17 protein-coding genes are annotated in these 17921 nt (G+C 57.6%); 13 read left to right on the top strand and 4 right to left on the bottom strand.

Going from position 1 to position 17921, the window contains the following annotated elements; genetic code table 11:
* Window positions 1-69 precede the first annotated feature (69 nt).
* The 4 genes from gyrB to dnaA are packed head-to-tail and all read right to left on the bottom strand — an operon-like array spanning window position 70 to window position 6268.
* A complete protein-coding gene (gene gyrB, locus PSEUDOMOFG3G_RS22795) occupies window positions 70-2487 on the bottom strand; it encodes a DNA topoisomerase (ATP-hydrolyzing) subunit B (protein ID WP_047230120.1) in 2418 nt (805 codons plus the stop codon).
* A 5-nt stretch (window positions 2488-2492) separates the two neighbouring features.
* A complete protein-coding gene (gene recF / locus PSEUDOMOFG3G_RS22790) occupies window positions 2493-3596 on the bottom strand; it encodes a DNA replication/repair protein RecF (RefSeq protein ID WP_047230105.1) in 1104 nt (367 codons plus the stop codon).
* Between the two features lie 8 nt (window positions 3597-3604).
* On the bottom strand, window positions 3605-4708 hold the full coding sequence (gene dnaN, locus PSEUDOMOFG3G_RS22785) for a DNA polymerase III subunit beta (RefSeq protein ID WP_007903001.1): 1104 nt from the start codon (window positions 4706-4708) through the stop codon (window positions 3605-3607).
* A gap of 39 nt (window positions 4709-4747) precedes the next feature.
* A complete protein-coding gene (gene dnaA / locus PSEUDOMOFG3G_RS22780) occupies window positions 4748-6268 on the bottom strand; it encodes a chromosomal replication initiator protein DnaA (RefSeq protein ID WP_047230104.1) in 1521 nt (506 codons plus the stop codon).
* 569 nt (window positions 6269-6837) lie between these two features.
* On the opposite strand from dnaA, the gene rpmH reads away from it, so the two are divergent.
* From rpmH to PSEUDOMOFG3G_RS22715, 13 genes are all read left to right on the top strand, one after another.
* Window positions 6838-6972: a 50S ribosomal protein L34 gene (rpmH, locus tag PSEUDOMOFG3G_RS22775; RefSeq protein WP_003213577.1), complete on the top strand. Its 135-nt coding sequence runs from the start codon at window positions 6838-6840 to the stop codon at window positions 6970-6972.
* 16 nt (window positions 6973-6988) lie between these two features.
* Window positions 6989-7393 (top strand): ribonuclease P protein component, encoded by a 405-nt coding sequence (gene rnpA, locus PSEUDOMOFG3G_RS22770; RefSeq protein ID WP_218938987.1) that lies wholly within the window; start codon window positions 6989-6991, stop codon window positions 7391-7393.
* Window positions 7386-7631 carry a membrane protein insertion efficiency factor YidD gene (yidD, locus tag PSEUDOMOFG3G_RS22765; protein ID WP_010465488.1) on the top strand — a complete coding sequence of 82 codons (246 nt, stop codon included), beginning with the start codon at window positions 7386-7388 and terminating at the stop codon, window positions 7629-7631. Before rnpA ends, yidD begins: the two co-directional genes overlap by 8 nt.
* 2 nt (window positions 7632-7633) lie before the next feature.
* Window positions 7634-9316 (top strand): membrane protein insertase YidC, encoded by a 1683-nt coding sequence (gene yidC, locus PSEUDOMOFG3G_RS22760; protein WP_047230103.1) that lies wholly within the window; start codon window positions 7634-7636, stop codon window positions 9314-9316.
* Window positions 9317-9395: 79 nt separating this feature from the next.
* Complete coding sequence (gene mnmE / locus PSEUDOMOFG3G_RS22755) at window positions 9396-10766, top strand: tRNA uridine-5-carboxymethylaminomethyl(34) synthesis GTPase MnmE (RefSeq protein ID WP_107323176.1); 1371 nt, start codon at window positions 9396-9398, stop codon at window positions 10764-10766.
* A 559-nt stretch (window positions 10767-11325) separates the two neighbouring features.
* On the top strand, window positions 11326-13218 hold the full coding sequence (gene mnmG / locus PSEUDOMOFG3G_RS22750) for a tRNA uridine-5-carboxymethylaminomethyl(34) synthesis enzyme MnmG (protein ID WP_047230101.1): 1893 nt from the start codon (window positions 11326-11328) through the stop codon (window positions 13216-13218).
* A 5-nt stretch (window positions 13219-13223) separates the two neighbouring features.
* Entirely contained in the window at window positions 13224-13859 is a 636-nt protein-coding gene (rsmG, locus tag PSEUDOMOFG3G_RS22745) for a 16S rRNA (guanine(527)-N(7))-methyltransferase RsmG (protein WP_171061291.1), read from the top strand.
* Window positions 13860-13877: 18 nt separating this feature from the next.
* Window positions 13878-14675 carry a ParA family protein gene (locus tag PSEUDOMOFG3G_RS22740; RefSeq protein ID WP_003187199.1) on the top strand — a complete coding sequence of 266 codons (798 nt, stop codon included), beginning with the start codon at window positions 13878-13880 and terminating at the stop codon, window positions 14673-14675.
* A gap of 9 nt (window positions 14676-14684) precedes the next feature.
* Window positions 14685-15557 (top strand): ParB/RepB/Spo0J family partition protein, encoded by an 873-nt coding sequence (locus PSEUDOMOFG3G_RS22735; protein ID WP_003207098.1) that lies wholly within the window; start codon window positions 14685-14687, stop codon window positions 15555-15557.
* Window positions 15558-15705: 148 nt separating this feature from the next.
* Window positions 15706-16113 (top strand): F0F1 ATP synthase subunit I, encoded by a 408-nt coding sequence (locus PSEUDOMOFG3G_RS22730; RefSeq protein ID WP_047230099.1) that lies wholly within the window; start codon window positions 15706-15708, stop codon window positions 16111-16113.
* A 16-nt stretch (window positions 16114-16129) separates the two neighbouring features.
* Window positions 16130-16999 (top strand): F0F1 ATP synthase subunit A, encoded by an 870-nt coding sequence (atpB, locus tag PSEUDOMOFG3G_RS22725; protein ID WP_047230098.1) that lies wholly within the window; start codon window positions 16130-16132, stop codon window positions 16997-16999.
* Between the two features lie 132 nt (window positions 17000-17131).
* Window positions 17132-17389: a F0F1 ATP synthase subunit C gene (gene atpE, locus PSEUDOMOFG3G_RS22720; protein WP_003097235.1), complete on the top strand. Its 258-nt coding sequence runs from the start codon at window positions 17132-17134 to the stop codon at window positions 17387-17389.
* Between the two features lie 58 nt (window positions 17390-17447).
* Entirely contained in the window at window positions 17448-17918 is a 471-nt protein-coding gene (locus PSEUDOMOFG3G_RS22715; RefSeq protein WP_047230097.1) for a F0F1 ATP synthase subunit B, read from the top strand.
* Window positions 17919-17921 lie beyond the last annotated feature (3 nt).

The raw sequence follows: 17921 nt of genomic DNA, 5'->3' as shown, positions 1-17921 counted from the left end.
GCCAACGGGCGAAAAAAAAGGCCAACGCATATGCGTTGGCCTTTTTCGTTGGGGCAGGGTGGCTGTGGATCAGAAATCCAGGTTAGACACCGCCAACGCATTGCTCTCGATGAAGTCACGACGAGGCTCGACCGCATCACCCATCAGGGTGTTGAAGATCTGGTCCGCGCCAATGGCGTCTTCGATGGTGACTTTCAGCATCCGGCGCGAGCCTGGGTCCATGGTGGTTTCCCATAGCTGGTCCGGGTTCATTTCACCCAGACCTTTATAGCGCTGGATGGTGTGGCGCTTGGTGCTTTCGGCCATCAGCCACTCAAGGGCTTCCTTGAACTCGGTAACGGCTTTCTTGCGCTCACCACGCTGGATGTACGCGCCTTCGTCCAGCAGGGTGCTCAGTTGCGCACCCAGGGAGACGACTGTCTTGTAGTCGTTGCTGCCGAAGAAGTCGCGGTTGAAGGTGACGTAGTTGGACAGGCCGTGGGAGATCAGTTCGACCTCTGGCAGCCAGACGTTACGCTCACGGTCTTCACGCAGGCTGGCTTTGTACACCAGGCCAGACTTCTCTACGGTGCGCAGACGAACTTCGTACTGGGCCAGCCAATCCTGCATCGCAGCGTGATCGGACAGCTGTTCCATGCTGACAGCCGGCAGGTAGATGAAGTGCTCGGTCAGCTCCTGTGGGTACAGGCGCGACAGGCGCTTGAGAGTCTTCATCACCAGGCGGAAGTCGTTGACCAGGCGCTCAAGGGCTTCGCCGGAAATGCCTGGGGCCTCTTCGTTCAGGTGCAGACTCGCATCTTCCAGGGCCGACTGCGTCATGTACTCTTCCATGGCGTCGTCGTCTTTGATGTATTGCTCTTGCTTGCCTTTCTTGACCTTGTACAGCGGAGGCTGGGCGATATAGATGTAGCCGCGCTCGATCAGCTCCGGCAACTGACGGAAGAAGAACGTCAGCAACAGGGTGCGGATGTGCGAACCGTCGACGTCGGCGTCGGTCATGATGATGATGTTGTGATAACGCAGCTTGTCGATGTTGTACTCATCGCGGCCGATGCCACAGCCCAGCGCAGTGATGAGCGTGCCGACTTCCTGGGAGGAGATCATCTTGTCGAAGCGCGCCTTCTCGACGTTCAGGATCTTGCCCTTGAGCGGCAGGATGGCCTGGGTGCGGCGGTTGCGGCCCTGCTTGGCGGAACCGCCAGCAGAGTCACCTTCCACGAGGTACAGTTCGGACAAGGCAGGGTCTTTTTCCTGGCAGTCGGCCAGTTTGCCCGGCAAGCCTGCGATATCCAGCGCGCCTTTGCGGCGGGTCATCTCACGGGCCTTGCGCGCTGCTTCACGGGCACGGGCGGCGTCGATCATCTTGCCGACCACCAGCTTGGCTTCGTTGGGGTTTTCCAGCAGGAAGTCGGAGAAGTATTTGCCCATTTCCTGTTCGACCGCAGTCTTCACTTCGGAAGAAACCAGCTTGTCCTTGGTCTGGGAACTGAACTTCGGATCCGGCACTTTCACCGAAATGATCGCCGTCAGGCCTTCACGGGCATCGTCACCGGTGGTGGCGACTTTATGTTTCTTCGCCAGACCTTCCTGTTCGATGTAGTTGTTCAGGTTACGGGTCAGCGCCGAACGGAAACCCACCAGGTGAGTACCGCCATCGCGCTGTGGAATGTTGTTGGTGAAGCACAACAGGTTCTCGTTGAAGCTGTCGTTCCACTGCAGGGCGATTTCCACGCCGATGCCATCTTCGCGCTGGACGTTGAAGTGGAACACCTGGTTGACCGCAGTCTTGTTGGTGTTCAGGTATTCAACGAATGCACGCAGGCCCCCTTCGTACTTGAACAGCTCTTCCTTGCCGCTGCGCTCGTCCTTGAGGACGATACCGACACCGGAGTTGAGGAAGGACAGTTCACGAATCCGCTTGGCCAGGATGTCCCAGCTGAAGTGGATGTTCTTGAAGGTTTCGCTGGAAGCCTTGAAGTGAATCTGGGTGCCGGTGGTTTCGCTGTCGCCTACGATCGCCATCGGCGCCTGAGGCACACCGTGGACGTAGGTTTGTTCCCAGATCTTGCCACTGCGGCGAACGGTAAGAACAAGCTCTTCGGACAGTGCGTTCACGACCGATACACCTACGCCGTGCAGACCGCCGGAAACCTTGTAGGAGTTGTCATCGAACTTACCGCCGGCGTGCAGCACGGTCATGATGACCTCGGCTGCAGAAACGCCTTCTTCCTTGTGTACGTCTACCGGGATGCCACGACCGTTGTCACGAACAGTGATGGACTCATCCGGGTGGATGATGATGCTGATGTCATCGCAATGACCGGCGAGGGCTTCGTCGATGGAGTTGTCGACCACCTCGAACACCATGTGGTGCAGACCGCTGCCATCGTCGGTGTCACCAATGTACATACCGGGACGTTTGCGTACGGCATCCAGGCCTTTCAGCACTTTAATGCTCGTTGAGTCGTACGTATTTTCTTCGCTCAATGCCTTCACTCCCGATGGTCGTGGGTCTGGGTGATACGGCCCTGTTCCACGTGGAACAGAGCGACTGGCGTTTCCGTCTGCCAGCCTTCCCTCAATAATTCGTGATCTACACAGGTGATAAAAACCTGGCAGCGTAAGTCTTCCAGCAAGCGGCAGAGTGCGCGGCGGTGGGCTTCGTCCAATTCGGACGGCAAGTCATCCACCAGATAAATACACTGACCGCGTCGAGCCTGGCTGACCAAATGGCCCTGGGCAATACGCAAGGCACACACCACCAACTTCTGCTGCCCCCGGGACAAGATGTCCGCGGCATTATGTGCGCCCAATCTAAGGCGCAAGTCAGCGCGTTGCGGTCCAGCCTGGGTATGGCCCATCTGCTGGTCCCGCTGCAGCGAGCCAGCCAGTACGGTGCTCAGTTCCCGGTCCTTGTCCCAGCCTCGGTAATAGCTGAGCGTCAGGCCCTCAAGCTCAACCAGTTCGCTCAAGGTCTGCTCGAAGACCGGTTTCAAGGCTTTGATGTAAGCGCGGCGGTATTCATCTATTTCAGCGCTGGCCTGGCACAGTTCCCTGTCCCAAACCGCTTGCGAAACGGCGTCAAGTGTACCATGCCGCAGCCAGGAATTTCGCTGGCGCAGCGCCTTCTGCAAGCGCTGCCAAGTGGCCATGAACCGCGGTTCCACGTGGAACACGCCCCAGTCGAGAAACTGTCGACGAATCTTCGGCGCGCCTTCCAGCAAACGGAAACTGTCCGGGTTGATCAACTGCAACGGCAGGATCTCCGCCAGTTGCGCGGCGCTGCGGGCATTCTGCCCATCGATGCGGATCTGGAATTCGCCTTGCCGGTCCCGTGATATCCCCAAGGCACTGTGACCGCCTTGCGCCAACTCCACCTGTCCGAACACGGTGCAGGCCAACTGATCGTATTGGATGACCGGTAACAGACGGGTGCTACGAAACGAACGAGCAAGCCCCAGCAGGTGAACAGCTTCCAGAACACTGGTTTTGCCGCTGCCGTTAGCGCCGTAAAGGATATTGATGCGGGGGGAAGGGGAGAAGGTCACCGGGTGCAGATTGCGCACCGCGGTGACCGAGACGCGACTTAAGGACATCTAGCTGATTACAGACGCATCGGCATGACAACGTAGGCCGAGTCGTCGTTATCGGATTCCTGCACCAGCGCACTGCTGTTGGAGTCCGACAGGATCAGACGCACTTGCTCAGTGGTCATCACGCCCAGTACGTCGAGCAGGTAGCTGACGTTGAAGCCGATTTCCAGAGAGCCGCCGTTGTATTCAACGCCCACTTCTTCTTCCGCCTCTTCCTGCTCCGGGTTGTTCGCCTGGATTTTCAGCTGACCGTTGGCCAATTGCAGACGAATGCCGCGGTACTTCTCGTTGGACAGGATCGCGGTACGACTGAACGCCTCGCGCAAGGCTTGGCGGTCACCCAGGACCAGCTTGTCGCCACCTTTTGGCAGCACGCGCTCGTAGTCGGGGAACTTGCCATCGACCAGCTTCGAGGTGAAGGTGAACTCACCCGTGGTGGCGCGGATATGGTGCTGGCCCAACACGATACTGACATTGCCGTCCGGCTCGGTCAGCAGGCGCGCGAGCTCCAGGATACCTTTGCGCGGAACGATGACTTGGTGGCGGTCTGGCTGACCGATATCGGCCTGCATCGAGCACATGGCCAGACGGTGACCGTCGGTGGCGACGGCGCGGATGATACCGGCGGACACTTCCAGGAGCATGCCGTTGAGGTAGTAACGCACGTCCTGCTGCGCCATGGCGAAGCTGGTGCGTTCGATCAAACGGCGCAATTTGCTTTGCTCGAGGCTGCAGGTCAGCGAGCCTGGGCCTTCTTCCACAGTCGGGAAGTCGTTGGCCGGCAGCGTCGACAAGGTGAAACGGCTGCGACCGGCCTTGACCACGAGCTTCTGCTCATCGACCTTGATGTCGATCAGCGCATCGTTGGGCAGGCTTTTGCAGATGTCCATCAGCTTGCGCGCCGGCACGGTGATGGAACCTGGATCGGCCGGTTCTTCAAGCTGTACACGACCGACCAGCTCGACTTCCAGGTCGGTACCGGTCAGCGACAATTGCTGGCCTTCGACAACCAGCAGCACGTTGGAAAGTACCGGCAAGGTCTGGCGGCGTTCGACGACGCCTGCGACCAGTTGCAGGGGTTTCAACAGGGCTTCGCGTTGAATGGTGAAATGCATGGTCTAGTCCCTTGCCTTAATAAGCTGCGCTGGTGGTCATCAAGTGGTCAGTGTTCGCAGCAGGTTCTTGTAGTCCTCGCGGATGTCCGCGTCGGATTCCTTAAGTTCGTTGATCTTACGACAGGCGTGCAACACCGTGGTGTGGTCGCGTCCGCCAAACACATCGCCAATTTCCGGCAGACTGTGGTTGGTCAGCTCCTTGGACAAGGCCATCGCCACCTGACGCGGGCGAGCCACCGAACGCGATCGGCGTTTGGACAGCAGGTCGGATATCTTGATTTTGTAGTATTCAGCGACAGTGCGCTGAATGTTATCCACAGAAACCAACTTGTCCTGGAGCGCTAACAAATCCTTCAAGGACTCGCGAATCAACTCGATGGTGATGTCGCGGCCCATGAAGTGCGAATGAGCGATGACCCGCTTGAGGGCGCCTTCGAGCTCACGTACGTTCGAGCGGATACGCTGGGCAATGAAGAATGCGGCATCGTGAGGCAGTTCGACCTTGGCCTGATCAGCCTTCTTCATCAGGATCGCCACCCGGGTTTCCAGCTCCGGCGGCTCGACGGCAACCGTCAGGCCCCAGCCAAAACGCGACTTGAGACGTTCTTCCAGACCTTCGATTTCTTTCGGGTAGCGGTCACTGGTAAGAATGACCTGCTGCCCGCCTTCAAGCAATGCGTTGAAGGTGTGGAAAAACTCTTCCTGGGAACGCTCCTTGCGGGCGAAGAACTGAATATCGTCGATCAGCAAGGCGTCCACCGAACGGTAGAAGCGCTTGAACTCGTTGATCGCGTTCAGCTGCAGCGCCTTGACCATGTCGGCCACGAAACGCTCGGAATGCAGGTACACGACCTTGGCATTCGGGTTCTTCTTTAATAGGTGGTTACCCACCGCGTGCATCAAGTGGGTTTTACCCAAGCCTACGCCACCATAAAGGAAGAGTGGGTTGTAGCCATGCTTTGGGTTGTCCGCGACCTGCCAGGCTGCCGCTCGCGCCAGTTGGTTGGACTTGCCCTCAACGAAGTTCTCAAAGGTAAAGGTGCGGTTCAGGTAACTGGTGTGCTTGAGCGCGCCTTCGACCTGGACGGTGCGCTGTTCGGCGCGTACCGGAGCTTGTTGGGAGCTGGCGCCGGCCATTGGGTCGAAGCTGTCCCGCGAGGGCTCTTCGCTGACCTCGGCCACTTTTTGTGCATTACGCTTGCTCGGTGCCGGCGTGGGGGCCGGTGCGGCATGGTTAACCGGCGCCGCGACAGCCTGGGCCTGGGAGGCCGCAGCGGCCAACGGGGCGTTGGGGGCGGCGCGCGGCGCAGAGCTGCGTTTGCTGCCTATTAATAAGGACAGCGCAGGCGCCATGCCATTGCCATGCTCATCGAGCAGTTCCATGACCCGTCCCAGGTACTTTTCGTTGACCCAGTCAAGAACGAAACGGTTCGGTGCATAGACGCGCAACTCGTCGCCTTCGGCTTCGACCTGTAGCGGACGGATCCAAGTGTTGAATTGTTGGGCAGGCAGCTCATCGCGCAAAAGCTCCACGCACTGCTGCCAAAGTTCCACTGACACGGATATCCCCTAAGTTGAAAGCCGGTGAGGCAAAAACAAGCGGCCATTGTAGCGAGCGGACGCCCACTTATCCACATGCAGGTTGCTCATCCACCATGATTTATCAATGCCTTAACAACGAGCAAGACGACAGGCGGTCGGTGGATAAGCTCTGTGGATAACCGCCCGTGAGGTCGTTGCACAAGTGGGGGTTGAAGTCGGTGGATAACCTCCCTGTGGATAAGTAGCCATTCCACACACAGCTTATCCGACAGCGCAGCACAGGCTGAACACCGCTTTCCCCTGTAGTTGTCATTCTCTGTACATGGCGTACTACAAGGCCTAGGGATGGTTATCCACAGATAGGTGCCAGCCTTGCTTTTATAAGCTTTACAGAAAAGCTTTAAATAATTCCTTTCTTTTTATTTCTATATCTGGAGTCCTGCGATGAAGCCGCTATCCAGGCGCGATATCTATTTGAAGTAAACGCTGGTTGGAAATTGACCTAGAGGCTTGCTTTCTCTAGAATCCCCGGTCTCTTAAAACGGGGGCCATTCCGGCCCGTTGTGGACGAACCCAGGTAACACGACATGAAACGTACTTTCCAACCAAGCACTATCAAACGCGCTCGTACCCACGGTTTCCGTGCTCGCATGGCTACCAAGAACGGTCGTGCCGTCCTGTCGCGTCGTCGCGCCAAAGGTCGTGCGCGTCTGGCAGTTTGATAATCCGGCACTGGAGGTGAGTCAGGACTTCAGTCGGGAAAAGCGTCTGCTTACACCCCGGCATTTCAAGGCAGTCTTTGACTCCCCTACCGGCAAGGTTCCGGGGAATAATCTCCTGCTCCTTGCGCGCAGCAACGATCTTGATCACCCCCGACTAGGGCTGGTTATCGGGAAAAAGAGCGTCAAGCTCTCCGTTCAGCGCAATCGCCTCAAACGTCTGATGCGCGAATCGTTTCGCCTGAACCAGGATTCTCTGGTCGGTTGGGACATTGTTATCGTCGCGCGCAAAGGTTTGGGTGACGTAGAAAACCCCGAATTGATTCAGCATTTCGGCAAACTCTGGAAGCGCTTGGCTCGTAACAAGCCAGCACCGCCAGCAGTCAACACCGAAACTGTAGGGGTAGACAGTCCCGATGCGTAAACTGGCACTCGTTCCGATCCAGTTTTATCGCTACGCCATTAGTCCCCTGATGGCCAGTCACTGTCGTTTCTACCCCAGTTGTTCTTGCTACGCGTATGAAGCCATAGAAAATCATGGCCTTCTGCGCGGTGGCTGGCTGACCTTTCGTCGTTTAGGTCGCTGTCATCCGTGGAATCCCGGCGGTTATGACCCGGTTCCGCCTATCCCTACCTCCCGTTCTTCTTCGATGGCCGAGTAATCATGGATATCAAACGCACGATCCTGATCGTCGCCCTGGCAATCGTGTCCTACGTAATGGTTCTTAAATGGAACCAGGACTATGGCCAGGCTGCCCTGCCGACTCAGAATGTTGCAGCCAGCAATACCGCACCGAGCTTGCCGGACACCACGACTGGCAATAGCACCGCCAGCAATGACGACATCCCCCGCGCGGCAAACGATACCACTGCTCCTGCCGAAGCCCCTGTGGCTGCAAGCAAGGATCTGATCCAGATCAAGACTGACGTGCTTGAGCTGGCAATCGATCCACAAGGTGGTGACGTCGCTCAGTTGAAGCTGCCGTTGTATCCGCGCCGCCAGGACCATCCGGAAATTCCATTCCAGTTGTTCGATAACGGCAATGAGCGGACCTATCTGGCCCAAAGTGGTCTGATCGGCACCAACGGCCCGGATGCAAACCCGGCCGGCCGGCCGGTTTACTCCTCCGAGAAGAAGACTTATCAACTGGCTGACGGTCAGGACCAGTTGGTCGTGGACCTGAAGTTCAGCAAGGACGGCGTCAATTACATCAAGCGTTTCACTTTGAAACGTGGCCTGTATGACGTGACTGTTTCCTATCTGATCGACAACCAGAGCGCACAGCCCTGGTCTGGTGCGATGTTCGCGCAGCTCAAGCGTGACGCCAGCGATGATCCTTCCTCCAGCACCGCCACCGGTACCGCGACTTACCTGGGCGCTGCCCTGTGGACAAGTTCGGAGCCGTACAAGAAAGTGTCCATGAAAGACATGGACAAGGCGCAGCTCAAGGAAACCGTACAAGGTGGCTGGGTTGCCTGGTTGCAGCACTATTTTGTAACCGCCTGGATCCCGCAGAAAGGCGAGAACAACGTCGTCCAGACGCGTAAAGACAGCAAAGGCAACTACATCGTCGGTTATACCGGCCCGGCATTGACCGCTGCACCAGGTGCAAAAGTCGAGACCAGCGCGATTCTGTATGCCGGTCCAAAAAGCCAAGCGGTGTTGAAAGAGTTGTCCCCAGGTCTGGAACTGACCGTGGACTACGGGTTCCTGTGGTTCATTGCCCAGCCAATCTTCTGGCTGCTGCAACATATCCACAGCATCGTCGGTAACTGGGGCTGGTCGATCATCTTCCTGACCATGCTGATCAAGGGGATCTTCTTCCCATTGTCGGCAGCCAGCTACAAATCCATGGCTCGCATGCGCGCAGTGGCACCGAAACTGGCCGCCCTGAAAGAACAACATGGCGATGACCGGCAGAAAATGTCCCAGGCCATGATGGAGCTGTACAAGAAAGAGAAGATCAACCCGTTGGGTGGTTGCTTGCCGATTCTTGTCCAAATGCCTGTGTTCCTGGCGCTGTACTGGGTGCTGCTGGAAAGCGTCGAGATGCGCCAGGCACCGTTCATGCTGTGGATTACCGACCTGTCGATCAAGGATCCGTTCTTCATCCTGCCGATCATCATGGGCGCGACCATGTTCATTCAGCAGCAGCTGAACCCAACGCCTCCGGACCCTATGCAGGCGAAGGTCATGAAGATGATGCCGATCATCTTCACCTTCTTCTTCCTGTGGTTCCCTGCGGGCCTGGTGCTGTACTGGGTTGTGAACAACGTGTTGTCGATTACCCAGCAGTGGTACATCACGCGTAAGATCGAAGCGGCTACGAAAAAAGCCGAGGCGTAACTTGCTCTGTGGATAACCACACAAAACGCCCCCTAGTGGGGCGTTTTGCTATCTGCCACTTTTGTCTGGATACCGGTTTATGAGCGCACCTCGTGAAACCATCGCCGCCGTTGCCACTGCCCAAGGTCGCGGCGGAGTCGGCATCGTCCGTATTTCGGGACCGTTGGCCAGCGTCGCGGCAAAGGCCATCAGCGGTCGAGAACTCAAACCGCGGTTTGCTCACTACGGCCCTTTTTTCAGTGATGACCAGCAGGTGCTCGATGAAGGCCTGGCTTTGTATTTTCCTGGTCCCAACTCGTTCACCGGCGAAGATGTGCTGGAACTGCAAGGCCATGGTGGTCCGATCGTCCTGGACATGTTGCTCAAGCGTTGCCTCGAACTGGGGTGTCGTCTTGCGCGACCAGGCGAGTTCAGCGAACGCGCATTCCTCAATGACAAGCTCGACCTGGCCCAGGCCGAAGCCATTGCTGATCTGATCGAAGCCAGTTCCGCACAGGCCGCGCGCAATGCCTTGCGATCCCTGCAGGGCGCTTTTTCCCAGCGTGTGCATAACCTCACCGAGCAACTGATCGGCCTGCGGATCTACGTCGAGGCCGCGATCGACTTTCCCGAGGAAGAGATCGACTTTCTCGCCGATGGTCACGTGCTCAGCATGCTCGACAAGGTCCGCGATGAGTTATCCACAGTACTGCGCGAAGCCGGGCAGGGTGCTTTGTTGCGCGATGGGATGACGGTGGTGATCGCCGGAAGGCCAAATGCCGGCAAATCCAGCCTCCTCAACGCCTTGGCAGGCCGTGAGGCCGCGATTGTTACCGAGATCGCCGGCACCACCCGGGATATTCTGCGCGAACATATCCACATCGATGGTATGCCCCTGCATGTGGTCGACACGGCCGGCCTGCGGGATACCGACGACCATGTGGAAAAAATCGGCGTGGAGCGTGCGCTCAAAGCCATCGGCGAGGCTGACCGCGTGTTGTTGGTGGTCGATGCCACGGCCCCGGAAGCGGATGATCCTTTCGCTTTGTGGCCAGAGTTTCTGGAAACCCGGCCTGACCCTTCGAAAGTCACGCTGATTCGAAACAAGGCCGACCTGACCGGGGAACCCGTGACCCTGGAGGTCAGCGCTGATGGCCACGTCACCATTAGCCTCAGTGCGAAATCCGCGGATATGGGACTGGAGTTGCTGCGCGAACATTTAAAGGCCTGCATGGGTTACGAGCAGACTTCGGAAAGCAGCTTCAGCGCCCGTCGTCGGCACCTTGAGGCGCTGCGCCATGCCAGCGCGGCGCTTGAGCACGGTCGCGCGCAACTGACCCTTGCCGGAGCCGGTGAGCTACTGGCCGAAGATTTACGTCAGGCCCAGCAAGCTCTCGGGGAAATTACCGGGGCCTTCAGCTCTGATGACCTGCTTGGTCGAATCTTCTCCAGCTTCTGCATCGGTAAATAACCCATTCCTTAAGAACCCGGCTGCTATCGACCCTACAACGAGTCCATGCAGCCGGTTTTTTCCCTTTTCTGGAACGATTGCCCTGCATGGCGGCTTGCCTGTGGGCGGTGTCTGGATCAAAAGCCAGTTTTCCTGTGGATTAAGCCCTGTGAATAACTGGCCCTGAGCTCGGTTGATAAACCCCCTTCAAAACTGAAGATAACCCCCTCTGTGGATAACCACCCCATTCATCCACAGGCTTACACCGGTTATCCAAGCCCCTCAGCCGCACCTGACCACAGGGTTTTGAATCTCTGTACATATTGAATATAAAGGCCTTCAGAGCTTTATCCACAGAAGTGAGGCTCAGTAAGAATAAACATAAAAACAAAGGTTTTATAAATTTCTTTCTTTTTAATTTCTTTTACCTCGACTTCTCCACAGCTGGTTAAATTTTGTGCAAAGGGTTCTTTAGGAAAGGGGAAGTCCCTATACTTGCCGACCTGGCTCGAAAAACGCCCAAAGCCAGGCTCAAACCTATTTTCCGAATTACCTGAATTAAGCAGGCACGAGGTGCGTGGTGGATTTCCCTTCCCGTTTTGAAGTGATCGTCATCGGCGGCGGTCATGCCGGTACCGAGGCAGCACTTGCATCAGCACGCATGGGGGCTAAAACCCTGTTGCTGACGCATAACGTGGAAACCCTCGGCGCCATGAGCTGCAACCCCGCCATTGGTGGGATTGGCAAAAGCCATCTGGTCAAGGAAATCGATGCCCTCGGTGGCGCGATGGCCATGGCCACGGATAAAGGTGGCATTCAGTTTCGTGTATTGAACAGCCGTAAAGGCCCGGCCGTGCGGGCTACTCGTGCCCAGGCCGACCGTGTCCTGTACAAGGCCGCTGTCCGCGAAATCCTGGAAAACCAGCCGAACCTGTGGATATTTCAACAGGCAGCCGATGACCTGATCGTCGAGCAGGACCAGGTGCGTGGTGTTGTGACCCAGATGGGCCTGCGCTTCTTCGCTGATTCCGTGGTGCTGACCACCGGGACCTTCCTCGGTGGACTTATCCACATCGGCATGCAGAACTATTCCGGCGGTCGCGCAGGTGATCCACCCTCAATCGCACTGGCCCAGCGCCTGCGTGAGTTGCCGTTGCGTGTCGGTCGCCTGAAAACCGGTACGCCACCGCGCATCGATGGCCGCTCTGTGGATTTCTCGGTGATGACCGAGCAGCCGGGCGATACGCCGATTCCGGTCATGTCGTTCATGGGCTCCAAAGCGCAGCACCCGAAACAGGTGAGCTGCTGGATCACCCATACCAACGCCCGCACTCACGAAATCATTGCTGCCAACCTGGATCGCTCGCCCATGTATTCCGGCGTGATCGAAGGTATCGGCCCGCGTTATTGCCCATCGATCGAAGACAAGATCCATCGGTTTGCCGACAAGGAAAGCCATCAGGTCTTCATCGAACCCGAAGGCCTGACGACGCACGAGCTGTACCCGAACGGGATTTCCACTTCCCTGCCGTTCGACGTGCAACTGCAGATCGTCCAATCGATTCGCGGCATGGAAAACGCCCACATCGTTCGTCCGGGCTATGCCATCGAATACGATTACTTCGACCCGCGGGACCTGAAGTACAGCCTGGAAACCAAAGTCATCGGCGGCCTGTTCTTTGCCGGACAAATCAACGGCACCACCGGTTACGAAGAGGCCGGTGCCCAAGGCCTGCTGGCTGGCGCCAACGCAGCGCTGCGCGCCCAGGGCAAAGACAGCTGGTGCCCGCGCCGCGATGAGGCGTATATCGGTGTGCTTGTGGATGATTTGATTACCCTGGGTACCCAGGAACCGTATCGGATGTTCACCTCCCGTGCCGAATATCGTCTGATCCTGCGTGAAGACAACGCTGACCTGCGCCTGACCGAGAAAGGTCGCGAGCTGGGGCTGGTCGATGACGTTCGCTGGGCCGCGTTCTGCAAGAAACGCGAGAGTATCGAGCTGGAAGAACAGCGCCTGAAAAGCACTTGGGTTCGTCCCGGTACCGAGCAGGGCGATGCCATCGCAACCAAATTCGGCACACCGCTGACCCACGAATACAACTTGCTCAACTTGTTGAGCCGCCCGGAAATCGATTATGCCGGGCTGGTGGAAGTGACCGGTCAGGGCGCGGAGGATCCGCAGGTGGCCGAGCAGGTCGAGATCAAGACCAAATACGCCGGTTACATCGACCGTCAGCAAGACGAAATCGCCCGTCTGCGCGCCAGTGAAGACACCAAACTGCCTGTGGATATCGATTACACCGGCATTTCCGGGTTGTCGAAGGAAATCCAGAGCAAGCTCGGTGCAACTCGTCCCGAGACCCTGGGCCAGGCTTCGCGCATTCCCGGTGTGACCCCGGCGGCCATTTCCCTGTTGATGATTCATTTGAAAAAACGCGGCGCGGGCCGTCAGTTGGAGCAAAGCGCTTGAGTTCGATGGTCACCTCGCAACACGCCGAAGAGTTATCCACAGGTGCCCGTCAGCTCGGCGTCAGCCTGACTGAAGCCCAGCACGCGCAGCTGCTGGGCTATCTGGCCCTGTTGATCAAATGGAACAAGGCCTACAACCTGACCGCGGTGCGCGATCCGGATGAAATGGTCTCGCGGCATCTGCTCGACAGCCTCAGCGTCATGTCCTTCATCGAAGACGGCCGCTGGCTCGATGTCGGCAGTGGCGGGGGCATGCCGGGTATCCCGCTGGCGATCCTGTTTCCTGGCTCGCAAGTGACCTGTCTGGACAGCAACGGCAAGAAAACCCGCTTCCTGACCCAGGTCAAACTCGAACTCAAACTGGATAACCTGCAAGTTATCCACAGCCGCGTCGAAGCGTTCCAGCCTGCCCAGCCTTTCAACGGGATCATCTCCCGGGCGTTCAGCAGCATGGAAAACTTCAGCAACTGGACTCGCCACCTGGGCGATGCCGATACGCGCTGGCTGGCAATGAAGGGCGTTCATCCGGCCGATGAGCTGGTAGCATTGCCGGCAGACTTCCACCTCGATAGCGAACACGCCCTGGCCGTACCCGGTTGCCAAGGCCAACGCCATCTGCTGATACTGCGCCGCACGGCATGATTGGGAATACAAGCAACAATGGCTAAGGTATTCGCGATAGCGAACCAGAAGGGTGGTGTGGGTAAAACCACCACCTGCATCAACCTCGCAGCATCCCTGGTCGCGACCAAGCGCCGGGTGTTGCTGATCGATCTCGATCCACAGGGCAACGCCACCATGGGTAGCGGTGTGGATAAACATGGCTTGGAAAACTCCATTTACGATGTCCTGATCGGCGAATGCGATCTGGGCCAGGCCATGCATTTCTCCGAACACGGCGGTTATCAACTGCTGCCGGCCAACCGTGACCTGACGGCGGCCGAAGTGGTTCTGCTGGAAATGCAGATGAAGGAAAGCCGCCTGCGCAGCGCCTTGGCGCCGATTCGGGAAAATTACGATTACATCCTGATCGACTGCCCACCGTCGCTTTCGATGCTGACCCTCAACGCCCTGGTGGCCGCTGATGGGGTGATTATCCCCATGCAGTGCGAGTACTTCGCCCTTGAAGGGTTGAGCGACCTTGTGGATAACATCAAGCGCATTGCCGAACTGCTGAACCCGGAGCTGAAAGTCGAGGGCCTGCTGCGGACCATGTATGACCCGCGCCTGAGCCTGATGAACGACGTATCGGCCCAGCTCAAGGAACACTTCGGCGAGCAGCTCTACGATACGGTCATTCCGCGTAACATCCGTTTGGCCGAAGCGCCGAGCTACGGCATGCCGGCCCTGGCCTACGACAAACAATCCCGGGGCGCGCTGGCCTACCTGGCCCTGGCGGGCGAGATGGTTCGCCGCCAGCGCCGAAACCCACGCACCGCTGCTGCCCAGCCAACTTAAGGAAACCCCATGGCCGTCAAGAAACGAGGTCTCGGACGTGGACTGGATGCACTGCTCAGTGGCCCCACTGTCAGTTCGCTGGAAGAGCAGGCCGTACAAGTCGATCAGCGCGAGCTGCAACACTTGCCCCTGGACCTGATCCAGCGCGGCAAGTATCAGCCGCGTCGGGACATGGATCCGCAGGCACTGGAAGAGCTGGCCCAGTCGATCAAGAGCCAGGGCGTGATGCAGCCGATCGTGGTTCGGCCGATCGCCAACGGGCGCTTCGAGATCATCGCCGGCGAACGCCGCTGGCGTGCCAGCCAGCAGGCGGGTCAGGAAACCATTCCGGCGATGGTCCGCGATGTACCGGATGAAACCGCCATCGCCATGGCGCTGATCGAGAATATCCAGCGCGAAGACCTCAACCCGATCGAAGAGGCTGTGGCCCTGCAGCGTTTGCAGCAGGAGTTCCAGCTGACTCAACAGCAGGTCGCCGAGGCGGTGGGCAAGTCCCGCGTGACCGTGGCCAACCTGTTGCGCCTGATTGCGTTGCCGGAAGTCATCAAGACCATGCTGTCCCATGGTGATCTGGAAATGGGGCATGCCCGGGCGTTGCTCGGTTTGCCGGAAAATCAACAGGTTGAAGGGGCGCGACATGTTGTCGCACGAGGCCTGACTGTGCGCCAAACCGAGGCACTGGTTCGTCAGTGGCTCAGTGGTAAACCGGCACCTGTCGAAGCACCGAAAACCGATCCGGATATCGCACGCCTGGAACAGCGCCTGGCCGAGCGCCTAGGCTCTGCGGTGCAGATTCGCCACGGCAAGAAGGGCAAAGGGCAATTGGTGATCGGTTATAACTCCCTCGATGAGCTGCAAGGTGTCCTTGCGCACATTCGCTGAAACAATTGCTCTTGTAGCGCGCAGTCGGAAATCACTACCTGGCAGTTGAATAGGGGCAGAACCGCCCCTATACTCTGCGCGCATTTTGTCGGCACAAATTATGCCAAGTTATTGAATTATGGCGGCCGATCATTGGAGAGCAAAAGCGATGGAAACACGCACGCCAAACCGCTTGCCGTTCCATCGTCTGGCTGTTTTCCCGGTGTTGATGACCCAATTCGTCGTTGTACTGATCGCTGCTTTGGCGCTCTGGCAATGGAAGGGAGTCGTCGCCGGATACTCAGGGCTTTGCGGAGGCCTGATAGCCTTGCTTCCCAATATTTATTTCGCTCACAGGGCATTTCGGTTTTCCGGCGCCCGGGCAGCCCAAGCCATCGTCCGGTCTTTTTATGCCGGTGAGGCGGGGAAACTGATTTTGACGGCAGTGCTGTTTGCATTGACGTTCGCAGGTGTGAAGCCACTGGCGCCGCTGGCTGTATTCAGCGTCTTCGTGCTGACCCAACTGGTTAGCTGGTTCGCTCCCCTGCTAATGAGAACAAGACTTTCGAGACCTTAGGGCGTTTGAGGCAACCATGGCAGAGACAACCGCTTCGGGCTATATCCAGCACCACTTGCAGAACCTGACCTTCGGGCAGCTACCCAATGGCGGCTGGGGCTTTGCTCACACCGCAGCAGAAGCCAAGGAAATGGGCTTCTGGGCCTTCCACGTCGATACGCTCGGCTGGTCGGTCGCACTGGGTCTGATCTTCGTGCTTCTTTTCCGCATGGCGGCGAAGAAGGCGACTTCCGGTCAGCCTGGTGCACTGCAGAACTTCGTTGAAGTATTGGTCGAATTCGTCGATGGCAGCGTGAAAGACAGCTTCCATGGCCGTAGCCCGGTGATCGCACCGCTGGCACTGACCATCTTCGTCTGGGTGTTCCTGATGAACGCCATCGACCTGGTACCGGTCGACTGGATTCCTCAGCTGGCCATCCTGATCTCCGGCGATTCGCACATCCCGTTCCGCGCCGTGTCGACTACCGACCCGAACGCGACCCTGGGCATGGCGTTCTCGGTTTTCGCACTGATCATTTTCTATAGCATCAAGGTCAAGGGCATCGGCGGCTTCATCGGCGAACTGACCCTGCACCCGTTCGGCAGCAAGAACATTCTCGTTCAGGCCCTGCTGATCCCGGTGAACTTCCTTCTGGAGTTCGTGACCCTGATCGCCAAACCGATCTCCCTGGCCCTGCGTCTGTTCGGCAACATGTATGCCGGCGAGCTGGTGTTCATCCTGATCGCCGTGATGTTCGGCAGCGGTCTGCTCTGGCTCAGCGGCCTGGGTGTAGTTCTGCAGTGGGCGTGGGCTGTGTTCCACATCCTGATCATCACCCTGCAGGCGTTCATCTTCATGATGCTGACCATCGTCTACCTGTCGATGGCGCACGAAGAAAACCATTAAGGCCAGTCTCGACTAGTCTGATGTCCTTCCCGGTCACACGGGAAGGGGCCCGAACGGGCTTGATGAAACGATTTGTTTTACCGCTTTAATCTAAAAAACCTAAACCATACGACGTAAAAGTCGGGAGGAAAGATGGAAACTGTAGTTGGTCTAACCGCTATCGCTGTTGCACTGTTGATCGGCCTGGGCGCACTGGGTACCGCAATTGGTTTCGGCCTGCTGGGCGGCAAGTTCCTGGAAGGCGCCGCGCGTCAGCCAGAAATGGTTCCAATGCTGCAAGTTAAAATGTTCATCGTGGCTGGTCTGCTCGACGCCGTGACCATGATCGGTGTTGGTATCGCTCTGTTCTTCACCTTTGCGAACCCGTTCGTTGGTCAAATCGCTGGCTAATTACTCGGATGTCTCGAGTAGATTGGTGTGATGGACAACGTAACTGCGAGGTGTTGGCGTGAACATTAATGCGACCCTGATTGGCCAGTCCGTTGCGTTCCTGATTTTTGTACTGTTCTGCATGAAGTTCGTATGGCCTCCGGTCATTGCGGCATTGCACGAACGTCAAAAGAAGATCGCGGATGGTCTGGACGCTGCCAGCCGTGCAGCTCGCGACCTGGAGTTGGCCCATGAGAAAGTGGGTCAGCAACTGCGCGAAGCGAAAGCTCAGGCAGCTGAAATCATCGAGCAAGCCAAGAAACGCGGTACCCAGATTGTCGACGAAGCCCGTGAACAGGCTCGCGTCGAAGCTGACCGTGTGAAGGCTCAGGCTCAAGCCGAGATCGAACAGGAACTGAACAGTGTCAAAGACGCCCTGCGTGCCCAAGTGGGTGCCCTGGCTGTTGGCGGTGCTTCGAAGATCCTGGGTGCCACAATCGATCAAAACGCGCACGCAGAGCTGGTAAACAAACTGGCTGCTGAAATTTAAGCG

Source organism: Pseudomonas sp. FG-3G (genome assembly GCF_901007645.1).
Lineage (GTDB): Bacteria > Pseudomonadota > Gammaproteobacteria > Pseudomonadales > Pseudomonadaceae > Aquipseudomonas > Aquipseudomonas rhizophila.
Note: the sequence above shows the minus strand (reverse complement) of the source record. Positions and strands in the feature narration are given on the sequence as shown.